The organism is Enterobacter sp. 18A13 (genome assembly GCF_007035975.1).
GTDB lineage: Bacteria > Pseudomonadota > Gammaproteobacteria > Enterobacterales > Enterobacteriaceae > Enterobacter > Enterobacter vonholyi.
Genome location: NZ_AP019634.1, coordinates 4,494,847 through 4,517,172, shown reverse-complemented (window position 1 = coordinate 4,517,172; position 22,326 = coordinate 4,494,847). Strand labels below are relative to the sequence as shown.

Annotated in this window: 13 protein-coding genes, 2 tRNA genes, 2 rRNA genes and 1 riboswitch; of the genes, 11 read left to right on the top strand and 6 right to left on the bottom strand. The window is 55.0% G+C overall.

Translation table 11 applies throughout. The annotated features are described in order from the left end of the window. The first annotated feature begins 193 nt into the window (after positions 1–193). Positions 194–1,081, top strand: coding sequence for a methylenetetrahydrofolate reductase (gene metF / locus FOY93_RS21825; RefSeq protein WP_023309676.1), 888 nt, complete (start codon positions 194–196; stop codon positions 1,079–1,081). 147 nt (positions 1,082–1,228) lie between these two features. Then, complete coding sequence (katG, locus tag FOY93_RS21820; RefSeq protein WP_143345665.1) at positions 1,229–3,409, top strand: catalase/peroxidase HPI; 2,181 nt, start codon at positions 1,229–1,231, stop codon at positions 3,407–3,409. An 84-nt stretch (positions 3,410–3,493) separates the two neighbouring features. Here katG and gldA read toward each other — a convergent pair whose 3' ends face one another. The 4 genes from gldA to ppc all read right to left on the bottom strand — a co-directional run bounded on the left by gldA (position 3,494) and on the right by ppc (position 8,911). Beyond that, complete coding sequence (gene gldA, locus FOY93_RS21815) at positions 3,494–4,597, bottom strand: bifunctional L-1,2-propanediol dehydrogenase/glycerol dehydrogenase (protein ID WP_136196031.1); 1,104 nt, start codon at positions 4,595–4,597, stop codon at positions 3,494–3,496. A gap of 12 nt (positions 4,598–4,609) precedes the next feature. Continuing rightward, positions 4,610–5,272, bottom strand: coding sequence for a fructose-6-phosphate aldolase (fsa, locus tag FOY93_RS21810; protein ID WP_143345664.1), 663 nt, complete (start codon positions 5,270–5,272; stop codon positions 4,610–4,612). A gap of 128 nt (positions 5,273–5,400) precedes the next feature. After that, positions 5,401–6,165: a helix-turn-helix transcriptional regulator gene (locus FOY93_RS21805; RefSeq protein ID WP_143345663.1), complete on the bottom strand. Its 765-nt coding sequence runs from the start codon at positions 6,163–6,165 to the stop codon at positions 5,401–5,403. Positions 6,166–6,259: 94 nt separating this feature from the next. Then, on the bottom strand, positions 6,260–8,911 hold the full coding sequence (gene ppc / locus FOY93_RS21800; RefSeq protein ID WP_047653049.1) for a phosphoenolpyruvate carboxylase: 2,652 nt from the start codon (positions 8,909–8,911) through the stop codon (positions 6,260–6,262). 488 nt (positions 8,912–9,399) lie between these two features. Between ppc and oxyR the strand changes: the two genes are divergently transcribed. Continuing rightward, positions 9,400–10,317 carry a DNA-binding transcriptional regulator OxyR gene (gene oxyR / locus FOY93_RS21795; protein ID WP_133295340.1) on the top strand — a complete coding sequence of 306 codons (918 nt, stop codon included), beginning with the start codon at positions 9,400–9,402 and terminating at the stop codon, positions 10,315–10,317. Here oxyR and sthA read toward each other — a convergent pair. Then, positions 10,300–11,700 (bottom strand): Si-specific NAD(P)(+) transhydrogenase, encoded by a 1,401-nt coding sequence (sthA, locus tag FOY93_RS21790; RefSeq protein ID WP_039265649.1) that lies wholly within the window; start codon positions 11,698–11,700, stop codon positions 10,300–10,302. The genes oxyR and sthA overlap by 18 nt on opposite strands. A gap of 196 nt (positions 11,701–11,896) precedes the next feature. Between sthA and fabR the strand changes: the two genes are divergently transcribed. Both fabR and FOY93_RS21780 read left to right on the top strand, forming a co-directional pair. Then, positions 11,897–12,535 (top strand): HTH-type transcriptional repressor FabR, encoded by a 639-nt coding sequence (gene fabR / locus FOY93_RS21785; RefSeq protein WP_008501784.1) that lies wholly within the window; start codon positions 11,897–11,899, stop codon positions 12,533–12,535. A 9-nt stretch (positions 12,536–12,544) separates the two neighbouring features. Next, the gene (locus FOY93_RS21780; RefSeq protein WP_008501783.1) at positions 12,545–12,904 is read left to right on the top strand and encodes a YijD family membrane protein; all 360 of its coding nucleotides are present in this window, start codon (positions 12,545–12,547) and stop codon (positions 12,902–12,904) included. A gap of 52 nt (positions 12,905–12,956) precedes the next feature. Here the strand turns inward: FOY93_RS21780 and trmA are convergent, their stop codons facing one another. Then, complete coding sequence (gene trmA, locus FOY93_RS21775; RefSeq protein ID WP_143345662.1) at positions 12,957–14,057, bottom strand: tRNA (uridine(54)-C5)-methyltransferase TrmA; 1,101 nt, start codon at positions 14,055–14,057, stop codon at positions 12,957–12,959. Positions 14,058–14,161: 104 nt separating this feature from the next. Further along, positions 14,162–14,337: riboswitch (cobalamin riboswitch) on the top strand. Positions 14,338–14,403: 66 nt separating this feature from the next. Here trmA and btuB point away from each other — a divergent pair. The 6 genes from btuB (at position 14,404) to FOY93_RS21745 (ending at position 22,317) form a co-directional block, all read left to right on the top strand. Beyond that, on the top strand, positions 14,404–16,257 hold the full coding sequence (gene btuB / locus FOY93_RS21770; protein ID WP_111963979.1) for a TonB-dependent vitamin B12 receptor BtuB: 1,854 nt from the start codon (positions 14,404–14,406) through the stop codon (positions 16,255–16,257). After that, complete coding sequence (gene murI, locus FOY93_RS21765) at positions 16,202–17,053, top strand: glutamate racemase (protein WP_143345661.1); 852 nt, start codon at positions 16,202–16,204, stop codon at positions 17,051–17,053. The genes btuB and murI overlap by 56 nt, the downstream gene beginning before the upstream one ends. 381 nt (positions 17,054–17,434) lie before the next feature. Further along, positions 17,435–18,976, top strand: a 16S ribosomal RNA gene (locus FOY93_RS21760). Positions 18,977–19,045: 69 nt separating this feature from the next. Beyond that, positions 19,046–19,122 (top strand) — tRNA-Ile (locus tag FOY93_RS21755). Between the two features lie 43 nt (positions 19,123–19,165). Continuing rightward, positions 19,166–19,241: transfer RNA gene (locus FOY93_RS21750), tRNA-Ala, on the top strand. A 171-nt stretch (positions 19,242–19,412) separates the two neighbouring features. Continuing rightward, a 23S ribosomal RNA gene (locus FOY93_RS21745) occupies positions 19,413–22,317 on the top strand. The 16S and 23S rRNA genes sit together here with 2 tRNA genes alongside, the layout of an rRNA operon. The last annotated feature ends 9 nt before the right edge of the window (positions 22,318–22,326 follow it).

The following is a 22,326-nucleotide window of genomic DNA, read 5'->3' as shown; positions in this document are numbered from 1 at the left end:
TAAGGTCCTGGGCAGGGGGTGTCTCACTCCCCATCATGAACTTTCTTCATCTTGTCTGAGCAAACCTCACCGTTATTGTTGATTATTTATGTTGACGTCCCTCTGCTTTTCCGTCATTTTTACATCTGGACGTCTAAACGTATAGAAGTTCACAAGACAACAGACAACGACATGTGATTGATAGAGGTAAGGTATGAGCTTTTTTCACGCCAACCAGCGGGAAGCACTGAATCAGAGCCTGGCCGAAGTAAACGGTCAGATTAACGTCTCTTTTGAATTTTTCCCGCCGCGCACCAGTGAAATGGAGCAAACCCTGTGGAGCTCTATCGATCGTCTCAGCAGCCTGAAGCCGAAGTTCGTTTCCGTGACTTACGGCGCTAACTCCGGCGAGCGCGATCGTACGCACAGCATTATCAAAGGCATCAAAGATCGTACCGGTCTGGAAGCGGCGCCGCACCTCACCTGTATCGACGCGACCCGCGACGAGTTACGGGCTATCGCCCAGGATTACTGGAATAACGGCATCCGTCATATTGTCGCACTGCGCGGTGATCTGCCGCCGGGCAGCGGTAAGCCGGACATGTATGCCGCCGATCTGGTCGCGCTGCTGAAAGACGTGGCTGATTTTGATATCTCCGTTGCCGCTTATCCTGAGGTGCATCCGGAAGCGAAAAGCGCCCAGGCCGATCTGCTTAACCTCAAGCGTAAAGTGGACGCCGGCGCGAATCGCGCCATTACCCAGTTCTTCTTCGATGTCGAAAGCTATCTGCGCTTCCGTGACCGCTGCGTCTCCGCGGGCATCGACGTTGAAATTATCCCGGGTATTCTGCCGGTCTCTAACTTCAAGCAGGCGAAGAAATTCGCTGATATGACCAATGTCCGCATTCCGCTGTGGATGTCCAAAATGTACGAAGGGCTGGACGATGACCCGGAAACCCGCAAGCTGGTGGGGGCTAATATCGCGATGGACATGGTGAAAATTTTAAGCCGTGAAGGAGTGAAAGATTTCCACTTCTACACGCTAAACCGTGCGGAGATGAGCTACGCCATCTGCCACACTCTGGGCGTTCGCCCCGCGTAAAACACCAAAAGCCCTCTTAAATTGAGGGCTTTTTAACAGGGGAAAAAGTTAAAAGGTATCAGCTATCGAATCTGTGGATTAATTCAACTATAACTTATTGCTAGTGGTGTATATCGTAACGGTAACACTGTAAAAGGGAGCATAGCGATGAGCACGTCAGACGAGACCAATAAAGCGGCATCAGTCGGCAAATGCCCGTTCCACCAGGGCGGCGTCGATCACAGCGCGGGCGCAGGTACAGGCAGCCGCGACTGGTGGCCAAAACAACTCCGCATCGATCTTCTTAACCAACATTCCAATCGTTCGAACCCGCTGGGTGAAGACTTCGACTACCGCAAAGAATTCAGCAAACTTGATTACTCCGCCCTTAAAGGCGACCTCAAAGCACTCTTAACCGACTCTCAACCGTGGTGGCCTGCCGACTGGGGCAGCTATGCGGGCCTGTTTATCCGTATGGCCTGGCACGGCGCGGGTACCTATCGCTCCGTTGACGGGCGCGGTGGGGCTGGACGCGGTCAACAGCGCTTTGCGCCGCTGAACTCCTGGCCGGATAACGTAAGCCTGGATAAGGCGCGCCGTCTGCTGTGGCCCATCAAGAAAAAATACGGTCAAAAAATTTCCTGGGCTGACCTGTTTATCCTCGCGGGTAACGTGGCGCTGGAAAACTCGGGTTTCCGCACCTTTGGTTTTGGTGCCGGACGTGAAGACGTCTGGGAACCGGATCTGGACGTGAACTGGGGTGATGAGAAAGCCTGGCTGACCCACCGTGACCCGGAAGCGCTGGCGAAGCGTCCGCTGGCTGCCACCGAAATGGGCCTGATCTACGTCAATCCGGAAGGGCCAAACGCCAGCGGCGAACCGCTGTCAGCGGCGGCAGCGATTCGCGCCACCTTTGGCAACATGGGTATGAACGACGAAGAGACCGTGGCGCTGATTGCAGGCGGCCATACCCTCGGCAAAACCCACGGCGCGGGTGAAGCCACCCACGTGGGTACTGACCCGGAAGCCTCTCCGATTGAAGCGCAGGGCCTCGGCTGGGCGAGCACGCACGGTACGGGCGTGGGCGCTGATGCCATTACCTCCGGTCTGGAAGTCATCTGGTCACAAACTCCGACCCAGTGGAGCAACTACTTCTTCGAGAACCTGTTTAAATTCGAATGGGTGCAGACCCGCAGCCCGGCGGGAGCGATTCAGTTTGAAGCCGTGGATGCGCCGGAAATCATGCCTGACCCGTTCGACCCGTCCAAAAAACGTAAGCCAACGATGCTGGTTACCGACCTGACGCTGCGTTTTGACCCGGAATTCGAAAAGATTTCCCGCCGTTTCCTGAACGACCCGCAGGCCTTTAACGAAGCCTTCGCGCGCGCGTGGTTCAAACTGACCCACCGCGATATGGGACCAAAATCGCGTTACCTCGGCCCGGAAGTGCCGAAAGAAGATCTGATCTGGCAGGACCCGCTGCCGGAGGCGGTATTCAATCCGACCAAAGAGGACATTGAAAGCCTGAAGGCGGAAATTGCGGCCTCTGGCCTCTCTGTGAGCGAGCTGGTTTCTGTGGCCTGGGCGTCGGCATCGACCTTCCGCGGTGGCGATAAGCGTGGCGGCGCCAACGGTGCGCGTCTGGCGCTTGCTCCTCAGCGTGACTGGGACGTGAACGCCGCAGCGGTTCGTGCGCTGCCGGCTCTGGAGGCTATCCAGCGCACCACCAACAAAGCCTCTCTGGCCGATATTATCGTGCTGGCGGGCGTGGTAGGCGTTGAGCAGGCCGCAAAAGCGGCGGGCGTTTACGTCAACATTCCGTTTACGCCGGGACGCGTGGATGCGCGTCAGGATCAGACGGATATCGAGATGTTTAACCTGCTCGAACCGGTTGCTGATGGCTTCCGCAACTACCGTGCGCAGGTGGATGTGTCCACGACGGAATCCCTGCTGATTGATAAAGCCCAACAGCTGACGCTGACCGCACCGGAGCTGACGGTGCTGATCGGCGGCCTGCGCGTGCTGGGTGCCAACTTTGATGGCAGTAAGAACGGCGTGTTCACCAACCGCGAAGGCGTGCTGAGCAATGATTTCTTCGTGAACCTGCTGGACATGAATACCCAGTGGAAGGCGACCGACGAATCAAATGAGCTGTTTGCCGGAAGCGATCGCGTCAGCGGTGAAGTGAAATATACCGCCACCCGCGCCGATCTGGTCTTCGGTTCAAACGCCGTGCTGCGCGCGCTGGCCGAGGTTTATGCCAGTGATGATGCACACGAGAAGTTTGTCCGCGACTTCGTTGCAGCATGGGCGAGGGTAATGGATCTGGACCGGTTTGACGTGAAGTAACCCTTGTGCCGGGTGGCGGCTACGCCTTACCCGGCCTACGGGCAAAAAAATCCCCGCCGATGCGGGGATTTTTATTCATGCCAGTTACTCCCACTCCTGCAGGAACCGCTGCCCATATTGGTCAGCCACCAGCAGCGCCGCGTAAACCTGATCCGGCGACACGCCGCCAGGCATATTGTGGATGGTTTCTCCTTCCGCACAGGACGCCTCTGCGATCAGCCGCATTTTGGCCGGAATATCTTCTTTAATATTTAGCTGTGCCAGCGTAATCGGCAGCCCAACGCTGTGGCAAAGCGCCGCGACGGCCTCTATTTCTTCTACCGGCGCGTTTTCCAGCACCAGCTGCGTCAGCGTACCAAACGCCACTTTTTCACCGTGATAGAAGTGGTGCGCGTCCGGTACCGCCGTCATACCGTTATGAATAGCGTGTGCCGCCGCCAGTCCGCCGCTTTCAAATCCTACGCCGCTAAGATAGGTGTTGGCTTCGATAATGCGTTCCAGCGCCGGTGTTACTACATGCTGTTCCGCTGCAAGCATGGCTTTTTCACCCTCTTCAATCAGCGTGTTGTAGCACAGCTCGGCCAGCGCGAGCGCAGCCTGCGTACATTTGCCGCCCGCCATGGTGGTCGCACCGCTGCGCGAGCAGGCGCGTGCTTCAAACCAGGTCGCCAGCGCATCGCCAATCCCGGCGGCCAGCAGACGTGCCGGCGCACCTGCTACCACTTTGGTATCCACAATGACCATGTTCGGGTTGTGCGGCAGCATCAGGTAGCGATCGAACTCGCCGCTGTCGGTGTAGATAACGGAAAGGGCGCTGCACGGCGCATCGGTGGAGGCAATAGTCGGTGCAATGGCGACGGGCACGTCCATAAAGTGAGCCAGCGCTTTGGCGGTATCCAGCGTTTTACCGCCGCCGATGCCCAGGACTGCCAGGCAGTCGGCGCCGTCGGCCAGTTTTTTCAGCCGATCGATTTCATTTTGTGAACACTCGCCGCCAAATGGCGCTATTTCGGCATAGAGTTCCGCATTTTTAAAACTCTGACGCAGGGTCTCTTCGGCAAAACCTAGCACAAATTTATCGCCGACAACCAGCCAGCGATTGGCCAGGGGTTTCAGATAGTCGCCGAGACGGGTAAGCACATCAGCGCCCTGGATATATTTTCCCGGCGATTGAATGATACGGTCCATAACAGTTCTCCCTTAGAGATTGAGGTTACCAAACGCGTTTTTCCAGTCTTGCTCGAACTTCTCTACGGCTGACTCTACCGCCGGTGTGCCGAGCATTTGTTGCGCTACGTCTAAGGGAAGCGTGATTGCCTCGCATCCCGCCAACAGGCAGTCCAGCGCCTGACGCGGCGTTTTGAAGCTGGCGGCCAGCACTTTGCTTTCCGGCGCGTGCAGTTCCAGCAGGGATTGCAGCTCCTGGACCATGCGAATGCCGTCACCGCCCTGAGCGTCAACGCGGTTTACGTACGGCGCGACATATTTCGCGCCTGCCAGCGCGGCAAGCAAGCCCTGCGCCGCGCTGTAAACGGCGGTTCCCAGCGTGGTTATCCCCTCTTTTTTCAATGCTTTAATCGCGATGAGCCCCTGAGACGTCACGGGGATTTTCACCACGATGTCCGGGATGGCGTTACTTAAACGTTTGGCTTCCTCCACCATGCCTTCTGCGTCGCGGCTCATGGTTTGAGCAAACAGCGTGCCTTCTGGCCCGATGGCTTTTTGCAGGCGCGGCAGCACGTCCCAAATGGATTCACGGCTGGCGGCAATGATGCTCGGATTGGTGGTGACGCCCGCTATGGGAAAAATGCGCGCCAGGCGTTCAACTTCCGCCACGTTGGCGGTATCCAGGTACAGTTCCATTATTTTTCCTTAAGTCAGAAAGGTTGAATAAAGGATAAGGCGTGGGCAGGCAGAGCGGATACAGGCCAATTTTGCTAAATACTGGACAAATGTAATGTCCTTAACGAAGTGCGAGAGCGATCACAGTGCTATTTTTTGGCGATCAGCTGACTGTGGTACTGACGTCGATATTCGGAAGGGGAACGTTCGGTGTGCTTGCGAAAGAGACGGCAAAAGTAGTTGCTGTCCGTAAATCCGCAGCGTGGGGCGATATCTTTAATTTTGAGATCGTAGCCTTTCAGCAGCTGGCGCGCATGTTCCAGGCGCGTTTTTGTTAAATACTCATTGAATCCGACGCTGCCGACTTTCTGGAATAGATGGGAAAGGTAGTTTGGTGTGATGTAGAACGCCTGTGCCACGGATTCGCGAGTTAACAAAGAGGCATAATTTTCTTCTATATAGCTCCGAACGGCTTCGAATAGTGCCCGGCTACGGCTGTCGGTATGAATTCCGCTGCCAAGCAGATCCCGGCAGTGGCTGAGCAAGCTTAAAACCACCAGCCTTGCTGTGTCCTGCTCCTCAGGCTGCATCTGTAATTCGGTAAGCGTTTGAAGAAGAAAAGCCCCCGTTCGCGGGCCGCGTCGGGCAATCTGGAACTGCTGTAAAAGCGTATTGTCATGCTGTAACTCGATAGTCAGCAGCTGCTTACCGAAATGTATGCTCAGGGGGTGAGGCGCGGGAGGCGTGATTTGTCCAAAAAAAGAAAACATAGCCTCGCAGGGGGTATCAAGGGTAATGCCGAGGCAGGGAGAGGTCCGGGGGGGCTGTTCAGCCAGCGCTGAGAAATGAATCTGACCCAGCGGTAACGTGCGGTTCACCAGGTCAGTCAAAATTTGGGTGATATCGGAATGCATAAGGAGACTACCTAATTTTGCCGGGTGGCGCCGACGCTTACCCGGCCTACTTATCGTAGGCCCGTGCAAGCGCAGCGCCGCCGGGCGTAAAGCATTAGCCGGTGTTACGCATACCCGCCGCAACGCCCGCAATCGTCACCATCAGCGCCTGTTCAACACGCGGATCCGGCTCTTTCCCTTCTTCTTCCGCCAGACGCGAACGGTGCAGCAGCTCTGCCTGCAGGACGTTCAGCGGGTCGGTGTAGATGTTACGCAGTTGAATAGACTCGGCAATCCACGGCAGGTCCGCCATCAGGTGTGAGTCGTTGGCGATGTCCAGAACCACTTTGATGTCGCCTTCCAGCAGTTCGCGCAGCTCTTTGCCCAGCGCCCACAGCTCAGGTTTCACCAGACGCTGATCGTAGTATTCCGCCAGCCACAGGTCAGCTTTCGAGAAGACCATCTCCAGCATGCCCAGACGGGTAGAGAAGAATGGCCAGTCGCGACACATGGTCTCCAGTTCGCTCTGTTTGCCGTCTTCCACCACTTTTTGCAGCGCGGCACCGGCACCCAGCCAGGCGGGCAGCATCAAACGGTTCTGCGTCCAGGCGAAGATCCACGGGATCGCGCGCAGAGACTCTACGCCACCGGTTGGGCGACGCTTCGCAGGACGTGAGCCCAGCGGCAGTTTACCCAGCTCCTGCTCAGGCGTGGCCGAGCGGAAGTAAGGAACGAAATCTTTGTTTTCACGCACGTAGCCGCGGTACAGATCGCAGGAGATGTCAGACAGCTCGTCCATGATATGGCACCAGGACGCTTTCGGCTCCGGCGGCGGCAGCAGGTTTGCTTCCAGGATAGCGCTGGTATAAAGCGACAGGCTGCTGATGGTCACTTCCGGCAGACCGTATTTGAAGCGGATCATCTCGCCCTGCTCGGTGACGCGCAGGCCGCCTTTCAGGCTTCCCGGCGGCTGTGACAGAAGGGCTGCATGTGCAGGTGCGCCGCCACGGCCAATCGAGCCACCGCGTCCGTGGAACAGGGTCAGTTCAATACCGGCTTTCTCGCAGGTTTTGATCAGGGCGTCCTGCGCCTGATACTGCGCCCAGGATGCCGCCATCACGCCTGCATCTTTCGCGGAATCGGAATAGCCGATCATCACCATCTGTTTGCCCTGGATAAAGCCGCGGTACCAGTCGATATTCAGCAGCTGGGTCATGACGTCGTTGGCGTTATTCAGGTCGTCGAGGGTCTCAAACAGCGGGGCGACCGGCAGGGCGTAGTCGATTCCCGCTTCTTTCAGCAGAAGGTGAACGCCCAGCACGTCGGAAGGGGTCTTCGCCATAGAGATCACATAGGCGGCCACCGATCCTTTCGGCGCGTCTACGATCGCTTTACAGGTGTTGAGCACCTCGCGGGTTTCGTTGCTTGGCTCCCAGTTGCGCGGCAGCAGAGGGCGCTTCGAGTTCAGCTCGCGGATCAGGAAGGCCTGTTTGTCGGCTTCGGACCAGCTTTCATAGTCGCCGATGCCGAGGTAGCGGGTCAGCTCGCCCAGCGCTTCGGTATGGCGGGTACTTTCCTGACGTACGTCGATACGCACCAGCGGCACGCCGAAACACTTCACGCGGCGCAGGGTGTCGAGCAGTTCGCCGTTAGCGATGATGCCCATCCCGCAGGCCTGGAGTGATTTATAACAGGCGTACAGCGGCTCCCAGAGCTGTTCGTTCTGGCTGAGCAGGCCTTCTGGTTTTGGCAGGCGCTGACCTTTCAGACGCGCTTCCAGCCACGCCTGAGTGGCCATCAGCTGACCGCGCAGTTTTTTCATCAGGAAACGGTACGGTTCGCTGGCACCCTCTTCACCTGCCAGCGCGCGTAGTTCCGGCGTCGCTTCAACCATCGACAGCTCGGAGATCAGCACCTGAATGTCTTTCAGGAACAGGTCGGTCGCTTTCCAGCGGCTCAGCAGCAGGACGTGACGGGTAATTTCCGCGGTCACGTTCGGGTTGCCGTCGCGGTCGCCGCCCATCCAGGAGGTGAAGCGGACCGGAACGAAATCGACCGGCAGGCGGTAGCCAAGGTTCTCTTCCAGCTGTTCGTTCAGCTCGCGCAGGTAGTTCGGCACCCCTTCCCACAGGCTGTTTTCCACCACCGCAAAGCCCCATTTGGCTTCGTCGACCGGGCTTGGACGATGCTTACGAATTTCATCGGTGTGCCAGGACTGGGCAATCAGCTGGCGCAGACGGCGCATCAGCTGGTTGCGTTCGTAGTCGGCAATGTCTTTGTTATCCAACTGCTTCAGACAGTTGTTCACTTCCACCATTTTGTGGATCAGGGTGCGACGGGTAATTTCAGTGGGGTGTGCGGTCAGCACCAGCTCCAGCGAAAGTGACTCCACCGCTTTTTTGATGGTGGCTTCGTTGAGGTCTGGCTGGTCTTTCAGTTTACGAAGGGTGCGGGCAATGACTTCCGGGTTGCTTGCCGCTTCGCCATTTGGCGAAATGCTGTGGTATTGCTCAGCGGTGTTAGCCAGGTTCAGGAACTGGCTGAATGCGCGCGCAACGGGCAGCAGCTCATCGTTTGAGAGGTTCTGCAAGGTGGTGAGCAGCTCCTGACGACTGGCCTCGTTACCGGCACGGGAAGATTTTGACAGCTTGCGGATGGTTTCAACGCGGTCGAGGATGTTCTCCCCTAACGCATCTTTGATGGTATCTCCAAGCACTTTGCCGAGCATACTGACATTACTACGCAACGCGGAATATTGTTCGTTCATAAAAACCCAGTCACCCCATCATTTTTGTTTATGTCCAGGCGAAAATTTTCTGGACATTATTTTGTCATCTCCCTTTATAAAGCCACGTAAAACCCCCGTCGTCAATTGCTGCGAAAACGGTTCAGCAAACGAATAAATGTGGGCAATTTACGAAATTTAATTCGCATTGCTTCAGATAAGAGATGCTTATGAGAATGTGCCGGGGAAAAGGGGTAAAACACGAAAAATGGCAGCTTCGGTTGCCATTTTGCTTTTATCTCCGGTTTTTTACGCAAAAAAAAAGCGGACCACGGGGTCCGCAAAAGTTCACGTTGGCTTTAGTTGTTCGAGTTTTGAGAGAAACTCGCTGACGGTGCGGGGACGTCAAGGGTCAAACACGTGCCGCCTCGTCTATGTGGTGTATTATTCAACAGAATGCTTGATAGGGATAATCGTTCGTTGCTATGCTATCTATCGCCATGAACTATCGTGGCGACGGAGGATGAATAATGAATATTCGTGATCTTGAATACCTGGTAGCGTTAGCCGAGCATCGTCACTTTCGCCGCGCGGCAGATTCCTGTCACGTCAGCCAGCCCACGCTGAGCGGCCAGATCCGCAAGCTTGAAGACGAGCTGGGCGTGATGCTGCTGGAGCGCACCAGTCGTAAGGTTCTGTTCACACAGGCAGGTCTTCTGCTGGTGGATCAGGCGCGCACCGTGCTGCGCGAGGTCAAAGTGCTCAAGGAAATGGCAAGCCAGCAGGGGGAGGCCATGTCCGGCCCGCTGCATATTGGCCTGATCCCAACCGTTGGCCCGTACCTGTTGCCGCACATCATTCCGATGCTGCACCAGACGTTCCCGAAACTCGAAATGTACCTGCACGAAGCGCAAACCCATCAGCTGCTGGCGCAGCTGGACAGCGGCAAGCTCGACTGCGCCATTCTTGCACTGGTAAAAGAGAGTGAAGCCTTTATTGAAGTACCGCTGTTCGATGAGCCGATGATGCTGGCGATCTATGAAGATCACCCGTGGGCGAACCGCGATCGCGTGCCGATGGCCGATCTGGCCGGTGAAAAGCTGCTGATGCTGGAAGATGGCCACTGCCTGCGCGACCAGGCTATGGGCTTCTGCTTCGAAGCGGGTGCCGATGAAGATACCCATTTCCGGGCAACCAGTCTGGAAACGCTGCGTAATATGGTGGCGGCGGGAAGCGGTATTACGCTTCTGCCTGCGCTGGCGGTGCCGCACGAGCGTAAACGTGATGGCGTGGTCTATCTGCCGTGCATTAAGCCGGAACCGCGTCGTACGATTGGCCTGGTTTATCGTCCGGGTTCACCGCTGCGCAGCCGCTATGAGCAGCTGGCAGAGGCCATCCGTGGTTCGATGGATGGCCATTTCGACAGCGCGTTAAAACAGGCGGTTTAAACCGTTCAGCGCGGCTACCCGATAGGCTTCCGCCATGGTCGGGTAGTTAAAGGTGGTGTTGACGAAGTACTCAATGGTGTTACCACCGCCTTTCTGCTCCATGATTGCCTGGCCGATATGAATGATCTCCGCGGCGCGTTCACCGAAGCAGTGAATCCCGAGGATCTCTTTCGTCTCGCGATGGAAAAGAATTTTCAGCGTTCCCACGCTCATCCCCACGATTTGCGCCCGCGCCAGATGTTTAAACTGGGCACGACCCACCTCGTAAGGCACCTTCATTGACGTCAGCTGCTGCTCGGTTTTCCCGACAGAACTGATTTCCGGGATGGTATAGATGCCCGTCGGAATATCTTCGATCAGGTGCGCCGTCGCTTCGCCTTTTACCAGCGCCTGTGCGGCAATGCGTCCCTGGTCGTAAGCGGCTGAGGCCAGGCTTGGGTAGCCAATCACGTCGCCGACCGCGTAAACGTGCGGTAGCGCGGTCTGGTACATGCTGTTGACCTTCAGCTGACCGCGGCTGTCGGTCTCAAGCCCGATATTTTCCAGCTTCAGTGAATCTGTGTTGCCGGTACGGCCGTTGGCGTACAGCAGGCAGTCGGCTTTCAGCTTCTTACCGGACTTCAGGTGCATTATCACCCCGTCGTCACAGCCTTCGATTTTCTCGTACTCTTCGTTGTGGCGAATCACCACGCCGCTGTTCCAGAAGTGGTAGGAGAGAGAGTCCGACATCTCCTGATCCAGGAACGCCAGCAGGCGGTCACGGGTGTTGATCAGGTCAACTTTGACGTCCATTCCGCGGAAGATCGACGCATATTCGCAGCCAATGACCCCTGCGCCATAGATAATGACGTGGCGTGGCTCATGGTGCAGGCTCAGAATCGAATCGCTGTCGTAGACGCGCGGGTGCGAGAAATCGACGTCGGCGGGATGGTACGGGCGTGAACCGCAGGCAATCACAAATTTTTCAGCCGTGATGGTTTCAACCGAACCGTCGTGGCATTCGAGTGCCAGGGTGTGTTCATCCACAAAATGCGCGTTGCCCTGCAAAATTTCACAGTGGTTACGCTCATAAAATCCCTGACGCATGCGTGTCTGCTGGTTAATAACGGTGTCCGCGTGATTCAGGATGTCAGCAAAGGATGAACGAAGAAGTCGGGAGTGGTCGCTGTAAAGAGGGTTCTGGTTAAATTCGATAATGCGGCTAACGGCGTGGCGGAGGGCTTTCGAAGGGATGGTGCCCCAGTGGGTGCAACCGCCGCCGACATTATGGTAGCGCTCGATGACCGCTACTCTGGCTCCCTGTTTCACCAGACCCATAGCAGCACCTTCGCCGCCGGGGCCGGAACCAATAACTATTGCGTCGTAATCGTAGGAATGTGGCATGGTAAGGCTTACCTGTTCTTATACATAAAAGCAACAGAATCATAACATCATTGCCAGGGTAACCCAATTATCGTTGTGCTTTTTTCGGGCAGTGGAGCACAAACCGCACGTAAACAATCATTCACAAAGCCAGGCAAACAGATTAATTTTATTCTCTGGTATAGTGCCATCAGGCCTTTGGAAGGATTCAACTATCGTGATGGGCGTAAGAGCACAACAAAAAGAGAAAACCCGGCGTTCGCTGGTGGAAGCCGCATTCAGTCAACTGAGTGCTGAGCGAAGTTTTGCCAGTTTGAGCCTGCGCGAAGTCGCACGCGAGGCCGGGATTGCGCCAACGTCCTTCTATCGTCATTTCCGTGATGTGGATGAACTGGGCCTGACCATGGTCGACGAGAGCGGTTTGATGCTGCGTCAGCTGATGCGCCAGGCGCGTCAGCGTATCGCCAAAGGGGGCAGCGTGATCCGCACCTCCGTGTCGACATTTATGGAATTTATCGGCAATAACCCCAACGCGTTTCGTCTGCTTCTGCGCGAACGTTCGGGCACGTCGGCGGCGTTTCGTGCCGCCGTCGCGCGTGAAATTCAGCACTTCATCGCGGAACTTGCCGACTATCTTGAACTCGAAAACCATATGCCGCGTGCCTTTACTGAAGCACAGGCTGAGGCGATGGTGACGATAGTGTTCAGCGCGGGTGCCGAAGCGCTGGACGTCAGCATTGAACAACGCAAGCAGCTTGAAGAGCGACTGGTATTGCAGCTCAGGATGATCTCCAAAGGCGCGTACTACTGGTATCGCCGTGAACAAGAGAAACTGGCACATCAAACCGAAGAGTGAAGGTGAGTAATGAAACAGTCAGGTCAGGATAAAGGGACGCTGTTGCTGGCATTGATCGCTGGCTTATCCATTAATGGTACGTTTGCCGCTATTTTTAGCTCAATCGTTCCATTTTCGATTTTCCCGCTTATAGCGTTGGTGCTGACGGTTTACTGCCTGCATCAACGTTACCTGAACCGCACCATGCCGGTGGGGTTACCGGGGCTGGCCGCTGCCTGCTTTATTCTGGGCGTATTGCTGTATAGCACCGTGGTTCGCGCGGAGTATCCGGATATCGGCTCTAACTTCTTCCCTGCGGTACTGTCTGTGGCGCTGGTGTTCTGGATTGGCTCGCGCATGCGTAGCCGCAAGAGCCAGTTACCGGAGTAGAGAATTTTGTAGGGCAGGTAAGCGAAGCGCCACCTGCCAAAATGCCGGATATTTACTTAGCCGTCAGAAGTACGCCGCACTCCATATGGTGCGTATACGGGAACTGATCGAACAGTGCCAGACGTTCAACCTTGTGCGTCTGGCCTAACGTTTCCAGGTTCTTGCACAGGGTCTCCGGATTACAGGAGATGTACAAAATACGCGGGTACGCCTGCACCATCTTCTCGGTTTCGCTGTCCAGACCACTGCGCGGCGGGTCTACAAAAATCGTCTCACACTGGTAGCTCTTCAGATCGATCCCTTCCAGGCGGTTAAACTGGCGTACGCCGTTCATCGCCTGCGTGAATTCTTCCGCGGCCATACGAATGATCTGCACGTTGTCGATATGGTTAGCGGCAATATTGTACTGCGCGGCGGCTACCGACGGCTTGGCGATTTCCGTTGCGAGGACGCGGTCGAAATTACGCGCCAGCGCCAGCGAGAAGTTGCCGTTACCGCAGTAGAGCTCAAGCAGATCGCCGGTTGACCCTTCCGTCGCCTTCAGCGCCCACTCCAGCATCTGCACGTTCATCGCGGCATTCGGCTGGGTGAAGCTGTTTTCCACCTGACGATAAACCATCTCTTTACCCGCCACAGGCAGGCGCTCATCGACGTAGTCCTGATCCAGCATGATTTTGGTTTTTGTCGCCCGGCCAATCAGGTGGACGTTGATGTTCTGCGCCCGTAGCGCATCGCGCAGCGCTTCTGCCTGCTCGCGCCACTCGTCGTTCAGGGCTTTGTGGTACAGCAGGGAGACAATCGCCTGATTGCTTTGCGTGGTCAGGTAGTCAATCTGGAACAGCTTGTGGCGCAGTAACGGATTGTTACGCACGCCGTCCATTATCAGCGTCATCAGCTGGTTGATAAGCTCACTCGCTGCCGGGAAGCTGTCCACGCGGATACGGGACTTCGTCTGCTGATCGAAAATGATGTGGTACAGGTCGTCACCGTCGTGCCAGATGCGGAATTCGGCGCGCATGCGGTAGTGGCTGACAGGAGAGCGGAACACCTCGGGAACGGGCGCGTTGAAAGGCGTCATCATACTTTGCAGGCGGACAACTTTTTCTGCCAGCTGCGCGTCGTACTGTTCTGTCGGGAGGTGTTCTGGGGTCATGATGCGTCCTGAGTGATAAAGAATTACGCGGCGATTGTAGGCATTGTTCAGGGGATGTCCAGATTTAATGGCCAATAGCTGTCTGGACATCCATACGTGTCTAATTGTAGCATTCTGTTTCCGGTCTCCTGAGAGTGAAAAGGGAATCCAGTGTAAATCTGGAGCTGACGCGCAGCGGTAAAGACTGGCGGGATGAGCGTTGTAGACACTGTGAAAATGGGAAGTCTTCATCCTTATATAGCCACCTAGCCCGAAGACCTGCCGGGATCACGTCGCATTTGGTTTCATCATCGCGTGCTATCGATGAGGCCTGCGGCATCCTTCTTATATTGTGGATGCTTTAACAATGATTAAAAAAGTATCGCTGTTGACGGCGTTGTCCGTCACGGCATTTTCGGGCTGGGCGCAGGATAGCGCAGACTCGTTGGTGGTGACGGCAAATCGTTTTGAACAACCTGCAAAAACTGTTCTGGCACCGACGTCCGTGGTGACGCGCGAAGATATTGAACGCTGGCAGGCCAGAAGCGTGGTGGAAATCATGTCACGTCTGCCTGGCGTGGATATCGCGCAAAGCGGTGGAATGGGCTCGAACTCTTCGACTTTTATTCGCGGAACGGAATCTCGCCATGTGCTGGTGCTGATTGACGGTATTCCTTTGAATAACGCCGGGATCAGCAACGTTCCCGATCTGAGCCAAATCCCGACCTCGCTGATTCAGCGTATTGAGTACATCCGTGGTCCGCGTTCGGCCCTGTATGGCTCCGATGCGATTGGCGGCGTGATCAACATCATCACCGGACGTGACAAGCCGGGTGCGGAAATCTCAGCGGGCGTCGGCTCTAAGGGTTATCAGACCTATGACGGCGCTTTCCAGCAGGTGCTGGATAAAACCAAAATCACCATGGCGGGTAACTACACCTATACCCGTGGTTTTGATATTGATGCCAAAGATGCTCCGCGCCAGCCGGACCGCGATGGCTTTATGAGTAAATCGCTGTACGGCTCCGTGGAACAGCAGATTACCGACAGCGTGAGCGGCTTCTTCCGTGGCTTTGGTTATGACAACCGCACCGCGTACGACGGTTACGATCACTACGACGACAACTTTATGGTGGATGGACGACCTGATACTCGCCAGCTCTATAGCCAGAACTGGGATACCGGTCTGCGTTACAACCAGGGGATTTTCCAGTCACAGCTGGTCGCGGGTTACGGTCGCAGTAAAGATCAGAACTATGATCCGAAGAAAGGGCGTTACGCTGATTCCGCCACCATGGATGACGTGAAGCAGTATACCACCCAATGGCTCAACACCGTAGAAGTCGGTCACGGCAACATTGGCGCAGGTCTGGACTGGCAAAAGCAGAAGACGCAGGCCGGAACGGGCTACCTGGATAAAGGGTACGAGCAACGCAATACCGGCGTGTTTGTTTCGGCAATGCAGCAGTTCAGCAGCGTGACGCTGGAAGCGGCGGCGCGTAATGACGACAACTCCAACTTTGGTAACCATGGCACATGGCAAACCAGTGCGGCGTGGGAGTTTGTGGATGGCTATCGCGTGATTGCTTCCTACGGTACCGCATTTAAAGCACCAACCATGAGCCAGATCCACAGCGCCTCTTATGGTAACCCGGACCTCAAACCGGAAGAGAGTAAGCAGTGGGAAGGGGGCTTTGAAGGTCTGACGGGACCGGTCAACTGGCGTATCACCGGCTATCGAAATGACATTGATAATCTTATTAACAGCGATCCGCATACGTATCGTTACTACAACGTTGACGAAGCACGTATTAAAGGTGTGGAAGCGACGGCACAGTTCGATACTGGCCCGGTCGGACATCAGATTTCCTATGATTATGTCGACCCGCGTAATGCCAAAACCAACGAAGTACTGGCCCGCCGTTCTAAGCAGCAGGTTAAGTACCAGCTTGACTGGCAGGTATGGGATCTCGACTGGAACCTTGCCTACCGTTATCTGGGCACCCGCTATGATGTCGCGATTGATCCTGACACCTATTCGTCAGAACGCGTGAAAATGGGCGGTGTCAGCCTTTGGGATGTCGCAGTTTCGTATCCTGTCACCTCACATCTCACAGTTCGTGGTAAAATAGCCAACCTGTTCGATAAAGATTACGAGACAGTTTATGGCTACCAAACTGCAGGACGGGAATACACCTTGTCTGGCAGCTACACCTTCTAATCCGCGTCCCACCGTGCTGGTGTTTGATTCCGGCGTCGGTGGGCTTTCGGTCTATGATGAGATTCGGCATCTCCTGCCGGATCTCCATTACATCTACGCCTTCGATAACGTCGCTTTCCCGTATGGGGAAAAGAGCGAAGATTTTATTGTTGAGCGTGTGGTTGAAATCGTCACTGCGGTACAAAAACGCTATCCCCTTGCGCTGGCCGTCATCGCCTGTAATACGGCGAGCACCGTTTCTCTTCCCGCCCTGCGTCAAAAATTCCAGTTCCCGGTTGTGGGCGTTGTCCCTGCAATAAAGCCTGCCGCGCGTCTGACGGCGAACGGCATAGTGGGTTTGCTGGCAACGCGAGGCACGGTAAAGCGTCCTTATACCCGCGAGTTGATCGACCGTTTTGCTAACGAATGTCAGATTGCGATGCTGGGCTCGGCCGAGCTGGTGGAGATGGCCGAAGCGAAGCTGCATGGAAAGGCGGTATCACTCGACGAGCTGCGTCGTATTCTTCGTCCGTGGCTGCGGATGCCCGAACCTCCGGATACCGTTGTGCTGGGCTGTACCCACTTCCCGCTATTACAGGAAGAGTTATTGGAGGTGTTACCGGAGGGGACGCGCCTGGTGGATTCGGGTGCGGCTATCGCTCGTCGAACTGCCTGGCTGCTGGAACACGAAGCGCCGGATGCGAAATCTACCGATGCGAATATCGCGTTTTGTATGGCTATCACAAAAGAGACTGAGCAACTTTTACCCGTTTTACGCCGTTATGGCTTTGAAACGCTCGAAAAACTGGCGCTATAGCACGGTTTTGAGCAAAAAAGAGACGGTTGAAAGTTTTTTTTAAAAGAGGGGTTGTCAACGTCTGAGAACTCCCTATAATGCGCCTCCACTGACACGGAACAACGGCTTACAGGCCGCCGGGTTAGCGGGGTTCAGAGATGAACGCCAGCAGAGAAAAGCGAAAATAATCACTTGACTCTGAACGAGGAAAACGTAATATACGGGACCTCGCAACGGTGAGCGAAAGCCGCGTTGCACTGCTCTTTAACAATTTATCAGACAATCTGTGTGGGCACTCAAAGTGACATGGATTCTTAACGTCGCAAGACGAAAAATGAATACCAAGTCTCTGAGTGAACATACGTAATTCATTACGAAGTTTAATTCACGAGCATCAAACTTAAATTGAAGAGTTTGATCATGGCTCAGATTGAACGCTGGCGGCAGGCCTAACACATGCAAGTCGAGCGGCAGCGGAAAGTAGCTTGCTACTTTGCCGGCGAGCGGCGGACGGGTGAGTAATGTCTGGGAAACTGCCTGATGGAGGGGGATAACTACTGGAAACGGTAGCTAATACCGCATAACGTCGCAAGACCAAAGAGGGGGACCTTCGGGCCTCTTGCCATCAGATGTGCCCAGATGGGATTAGCTAGTAGGTGGGGTAACGGCTCACCTAGGCGACGATCCCTAGCTGGTCTGAGAGGATGACCAGCCACACTGGAACTGAGACACGGTCCAGACTCCTACGGGAGGCAGCAGTGGGGAATATTGCACAATGGGCGCAAGCCTGATGCAGCCATGCCGCGTGTATGAAGAAGGCCTTCGGGTTGTAAAGTACTTTCAGCGGGGAGGAAGGCGTTGAGGTTAATAACCTCAGCGATTGACGTTACCCGCAGAAGAAGCACCGGCTAACTCCGTGCCAGCAGCCGCGGTAATACGGAGGGTGCAAGCGTTAATCGGAATTACTGGGCGTAAAGCGCACGCAGGCGGTCTGTCAAGTCGGATGTGAAATCCCCGGGCTCAACCTGGGAACTGCATTCGAAACTGGCAGGCTAGAGTCTTGTAGAGGGGGGTAGAATTCCAGGTGTAGCGGTGAAATGCGTAGAGATCTGGAGGAATACCGGTGGCGAAGGCGGCCCCCTGGACAAAGACTGACGCTCAGGTGCGAAAGCGTGGGGAGCAAACAGGATTAGATACCCTGGTAGTCCACGCCGTAAACGATGTCGACTTGGAGGTTGTGCCCTTGAGGCGTGGCTTCCGGAGCTAACGCGTTAAGTCGACCGCCTGGGGAGTACGGCCGCAAGGTTAAAACTCAAATGAATTGACGGGGGCCCGCACAAGCGGTGGAGCATGTGGTTTAATTCGATGCAACGCGAAGAACCTTACCTACTCTTGACATCCAGAGAACTTTCCAGAGATGGATTGGTGCCTTCGGGAACTCTGAGACAGGTGCTGCATGGCTGTCGTCAGCTCGTGTTGTGAAATGTTGGGTTAAGTCCCGCAACGAGCGCAACCCTTATCCTTTGTTGCCAGCGGTCCGGCCGGGAACTCAAAGGAGACTGCCAGTGATAAACTGGAGGAAGGTGGGGATGACGTCAAGTCATCATGGCCCTTACGAGTAGGGCTACACACGTGCTACAATGGCGCATACAAAGAGAAGCGACCTCGCGAGAGCAAGCGGACCTCATAAAGTGCGTCGTAGTCCGGATTGGAGTCTGCAACTCGACTCCATGAAGTCGGAATCGCTAGTAATCGTAGATCAGAATGCTACGGTGAATACGTTCCCGGGCCTTGTACACACCGCCCGTCACACCATGGGAGTGGGTTGCAAAAGAAGTAGGTAGCTTAACCTTCGGGAGGGCGCTTACCACTTTGTGATTCATGACTGGGGTGAAGTCGTAACAAGGTAACCGTAGGGGAACCTGCGGTTGGATCACCTCCTTACCTTAAAGAACCTGCCTTTGCAGTGCTCACACAGATTGTCTGATGAAAAACAGCAGTAAAAATCTCTGCAGGCTTGTAGCTCAGGTGGTTAGAGCGCACCCCTGATAAGGGTGAGGTCGGTGGTTCAAGTCCACTCAGGCCTACCAAACTCCTTTTAAAGGATGAGCGGTACAGAGATTGCAAAACGATGGGGCTATAGCTCAGCTGGGAGAGCGCCTGCTTTGCACGCAGGAGGTCTGCGGTTCGATCCCGCATAGCTCCACCATCTTTTACTGCAAACACAAGAAAACTTCAGAGTGAACCTGAAAAGGTGCACTGCGAAGTTTTGCTCTTTAAAAATCTGGATCAAGCTGAAAATTGAAACGACACATCTTTAATGGTGTGTTTGAGTCTCTCAAATTTTCGCAATCAGAAGTGAAACATCTTCGGGTTGTGAGGTTAAGCGACTAAGCGTACACGGTGGATGCCCTGGCAGTCAGAGGCGATGAAGGACGTGCTAATCTGCGAAAAGCGCCGGCGAGGTGATATGAACCTTTGACCCGGCGATGTCCGAATGGGGAAACCCAGTGCAATTCGTTGCACTATCGTTAACTGAATACATAGGTTAACGAGGCGAACCGGGGGAACTGAAACATCTAAGTACCCCGAGGAAAAGAAATCAACCGAGATTCCCCCAGTAGCGGCGAGCGAACGGGGAGCAGCCCAGAGTCTGAATCAGCTTGTGTGTTAGTGGAAGCGTCTGGAAAGTCGCACGGTACAGGGTGACAGTCCCGTACACGAAAGCACACAGGCTGTGAACTCGAAGAGTAGGGCGGGACACGTGGTATCCTGTCTGAATATGGGGGGACCATCCTCCAAGGCTAAATACTCCTGACTGACCGATAGTGAACCAGTACCGTGAGGGAAAGGCGAAAAGAACCCCGGCGAGGGGAGTGAAAAAGAACCTGAAACCGTGTACGTACAAGCAGTGGGAGCACCTTCGTGGTGTGACTGCGTACCTTTTGTATAATGGGTCAGCGACTTATATTCTGTAGCAAGGTTAACCGTATAGGGGAGCCGAAGGGAAACCGAGTCTTAACTGGGCGTTAAGTTGCAGGGTATAGACCCGAAACCCGGTGATCTAGCCATGGGCAGGTTGAAGGTTGGGTAACACTAACTGGAGGACCGAACCGACTAATGTTGAAAAATTAGCGGATGACTTGTGGCTGGGGGTGAAAGGCCAATCAAACCGGGAGATAGCTGGTTCTCCCCGAAAGCTATTTAGGTAGCGCCTCGTGAATTCATCTTCGGGGGTAGAGCACTGTTTCGGCTAGGGGGCCATCCCGGCTTACCAACCCGATGCAAACTACGAATACCGAAGAATGTTATCACGGGAGACACACGGCGGGTGCTAACGTCCGTCGTGAAGAGGGAAACAACCCAGACCGCCAGCTAAGGTCCCAAAGTCATGGTTAAGTGGGAAACGATGTGGGAAGGCACAGACAGCCAGGATGTTGGCTTAGAAGCAGCCATCATTTAAAGAAAGCGTAATAGCTCACTGGTCGAGTCGGCCTGCGCGGAAGATGTAACGGGGCTAAACCATGCACCGAAGCTGCGGCAGCGACGCTTATGCGTTGTTGGGTAGGGGAGCGTTCTGTAAGCCGTTGAAGGTGGCCTGTGAGGGTTGCTGGAGGTATCAGAAGTGCGAATGCTGACATAAGTAACGATAAAGCGGGTGAAAAGCCCGCTCGCCGGAAGACCAAGGGTTCCTGTCCAACGTTAATCGGGGCAGGGTGAGTCGACCCCTAAGGCGAGGCCGAAAGGCGTAGTCGATGGGAAACAGGTTAATATTCCTGTACTTGGTGTTACTGCGAAGGGGGGACGGAGAAGGCTATGTTAGCCGGGCGACGGTTGTCCCGGTTTAAGCATGTAGGCGGAGGTTCCAGGTAAATCCGGTACCTTTTAACGCTGAGGTGTGATGACGAGGCACTACGGTGCTGAAGTAACAAATGCCCTGCTTCCAGGAAAAGCCTCTAAGCATCAGGTAACATCAAATCGTACCCCAAACCGACACAGGTGGTCAGGTAGAGAATACCAAGGCGCTTGAGAGAACTCGGGTGAAGGAACTAGGCAAAATGGTGCCGTAACTTCGGGAGAAGGCACGCTGATATGTAGGTGAAGCCCCTGCGGGTGGAGCTGAAATCAGTCGAAGATACCAGCTGGCTGCAACTGTTTATTAAAAACACAGCACTGTGCAAACACGAAAGTGGACGTATACGGTGTGACGCCTGCCCGGTGCCGGAAGGTTAATTGATGGGGTTAGCGGCAACGCGAAGCTCTTGATCGAAGCCCCGGTAAACGGCGGCCGTAACTATAACGGTCCTAAGGTAGCGAAATTCCTTGTCGGGTAAGTTCCGACCTGCACGAATGGCGTAATGATGGCCAGGCTGTCTCCACCCGAGACTCAGTGAAATTGAACTCGCTGTGAAGATGCAGTGTACCCGCGGCAAGACGGAAAGACCCCGTGAACCTTTACTATAGCTTGACACTGAACACTGGTCCTTGATGTGTAGGATAGGTGGGAGGCTTTGAAGCGTGGACGCCAGTCTGCGTGGAGCCGTCCTTGAAATACCACCCTTTAATGGCTGGTGTTCTAACGTAGACCCGTGATCCGGGTTGCGGACAGTGTCTGGTGGGTAGTTTGACTGGGGCGGTCTCCTCCCAAAGAGTAACGGAGGAGCACGAAGGTTAGCTAATCCTGGTCGGACATCAGGAGGTTAGTGCAATGGCATAAGCTAGCTTGACTGCGAGAGTGACGGCTCGAGCAGGTGCGAAAGCAGGTCATAGTGATCCGGTGGTTCTGAATGGAAGGGCCATCGCTCAACGGATAAAAGGTACTCCGGGGATAACAGGCTGATACCGCCCAAGAGTTCATATCGACGGCGGTGTTTGGCACCTCGATGTCGGCTCATCACATCCTGGGGCTGAAGTAGGTCCCAAGGGTATGGCTGTTCGCCATTTAAAGTGGTACGCGAGCTGGGTTTAGAACGTCGTGAGACAGTTCGGTCCCTATCTGCCGTGGGCGCTGGAGAATTGAGGGGGGCTGCTCCTAGTACGAGAGGACCGGAGTGGACGCATCACTGGTGTTCGGGTTGTCATGCCAATGGCACTGCCCGGTAGCTAAATGCGGAAAAGATAAGTGCTGAAAGCATCTAAGCACGAAACTTGCCCCGAGATGAGTTCTCCCTGACCCTTTAAGGGTCCTGAAGGAACGTTGAAGACGACGACGTTGATAGGTCGGGTGTGTAAGCGCAGCGATGCGTTGAGCTAACCGATACTAATGAACCGTGAGGCTTAACCTTACAACGCCG

Bases quoted from the DNA above. Each gene is read 5' to 3' on its own strand.
- metF (WP_023309676.1), top strand. From the start codon at position 194: ATGAGCTTTTTTCACGCCAACCAGCGGGAAGCACTGAATCAGAGCCTG.
- katG (WP_143345665.1), top strand. From the start codon at position 1,229: ATGAGCACGTCAGACGAGACCAATAAAGCGGCATCAGTCGGCAAATGC.
- gldA (WP_136196031.1), bottom strand. From the start codon at position 4,597: ATGGACCGTATCATTCAATCGCCGGGAAAATATATCCAGGGCGCTGAT.
- fsa (WP_143345664.1), bottom strand. From the start codon at position 5,272: ATGGAACTGTACCTGGATACCGCCAACGTGGCGGAAGTTGAACGCCTG.
- FOY93_RS21805 (WP_143345663.1), bottom strand. From the start codon at position 6,165: ATGCATTCCGATATCACCCAAATTTTGACTGACCTGGTGAACCGCACG.
- ppc (WP_047653049.1), bottom strand. From the start codon at position 8,911: ATGAACGAACAATATTCCGCGTTGCGTAGTAATGTCAGTATGCTCGGC.
- oxyR (WP_133295340.1), top strand. From the start codon at position 9,400: ATGAATATTCGTGATCTTGAATACCTGGTAGCGTTAGCCGAGCATCGT.
- sthA (WP_039265649.1), bottom strand. From the start codon at position 11,700: ATGCCACATTCCTACGATTACGACGCAATAGTTATTGGTTCCGGCCCC.
- FOY93_RS21780 (WP_008501783.1), top strand. From the start codon at position 12,545: ATGAAACAGTCAGGTCAGGATAAAGGGACGCTGTTGCTGGCATTGATC.
- trmA (WP_143345662.1), bottom strand. From the start codon at position 14,057: ATGACCCCAGAACACCTCCCGACAGAACAGTACGACGCGCAGCTGGCA.
- btuB (WP_111963979.1), top strand. From the start codon at position 14,404: ATGATTAAAAAAGTATCGCTGTTGACGGCGTTGTCCGTCACGGCATTT.
- murI (WP_143345661.1), top strand. From the start codon at position 16,202: ATGGCTACCAAACTGCAGGACGGGAATACACCTTGTCTGGCAGCTACA.